This window comes from Actinopolyspora sabaoui (genome assembly GCF_051225635.1).
Lineage (GTDB): Bacteria > Actinomycetota > Actinomycetes > Mycobacteriales > Pseudonocardiaceae > Actinopolyspora.
Window position 1 is genome coordinate 1 of the sequence record NZ_JBMIHH010000022.1, and the last position, 1,376, is coordinate 1,376.

The window sequence follows — 1,376 nt, forward strand, 5'->3', positions numbered from 1 at the left end:
CAGAGGAAATGGGGGTGTCGTCGTTCGGCGGGTTAGTACCCGTCCACTGAACACATCGCTGTGCGTACATGTCGGGCCTATCAACCCAGTCATCTGCTGGGTGCCTTATCCCCCCGTACGGGGGGTGGGAGACGTCATCTTGGGGTGGGCTTCCCGCTTAGATGCTTTCAGCGGTTATCCGTGCCGAACATGGCCAACCAGCCGTGCCCCTGGCGGGACAACTGGCACACTAGAGGTTCGTCCGTCCCGGTCCTCTCGTACTAGGGACAGCTCCCCGCACGTCTCCACACGCGCGCGGCGGATAGGGACCGAACTGTCTCACGACGTTCTAAACCCAGCTCGCGTGCCGCTTTAATGGGCGAACAGCCCAACCCTTGGGACCCACTCCAGCCCCAGGATGCGACGAGCCGACATCGAGGTGCCAAACCATGCCGTCGATATGGACTCTTGGGCAAGATCAGCCTGTTATCCCCGGGGTACCTTTTATCCGTTGAGCGACACCGCATCCGCATGCCGGTGCCGGATCACTAGTCCCTGCTTTCGCACCTGCTCGACCCGTCGGTCTCACAGTCAAGCTCCCTTGTGCACTTACACTCGCCACCTGGTTTCCGTCCAGGCTGAGGGAACCATTGGGCGCCTCCGTTACCCTTTGGGAGGCAACCGCCCCAGTTAAACTACCCACCAGGCACTGTCCCTGATCCGGGTCACGGACCGAGGTTAGACGCCCGGAACGACCAGAGTGGTATTTCACCAGCAACTCCCCACACACTGGCGTGTATGGTTCACCGTTTCCCACCTATCCTACACAAGCCGAACCAGACGCCCATACCAAGCTGTAGTAAAGGTCCCGGGGTCTTTCCGTCCTGCCGCGCGAAACGAGCATCTTAACTCGTCCTGCAATTTCGTCGGGCCCGTGGTCGAGACAGCGCCCAAGTCGTTACGCCATTCGTGCAGGTCGGAACTTACCCGACAAGGAATTTCGCTACCTTAGGATGGTTATAGTTACCACCGCCGTTTACCGGCGCTTCGGTTCGCAGCCTCACCCCGAAAGGTTCACCACTCCCCTTAACGTTCCGGCACCGGGCAGGCGTCAGTCCGTATACCGCGTCTTACGACTTCGCACGGACCTGTGTTTTTAGTAAACAGTCGCTTGGGCCCAGACTCTGCGGCCACCCCCAGCTCACCCCGCTTGGGGGATCACCAGGCGCGGCTCCCCTTCTCCCGAAGTTACGGGGACAATTTGCCGAATTCCTTAACCACGGTTACCCCGCTCGCCTCGGTATGCTCTACCAGACCACCTGTGTCGGTTTCGGGTACGGACCACGCGGCCCCTCGCTAGAGGCTTTTCTCGGCAGCCGGGGATCACCCACTTCGCC

General features: G+C 60.5%; 1 rRNA gene. It reads right to left on the bottom strand.

Features of this window, described 5'->3' with window-relative positions:
* Positions 1–11: 11 nt before the first annotated feature.
* A 23S ribosomal RNA gene (locus tag ACOQFL_RS22800) occupies positions 12–1,376 on the bottom strand; the annotation flags it as partial.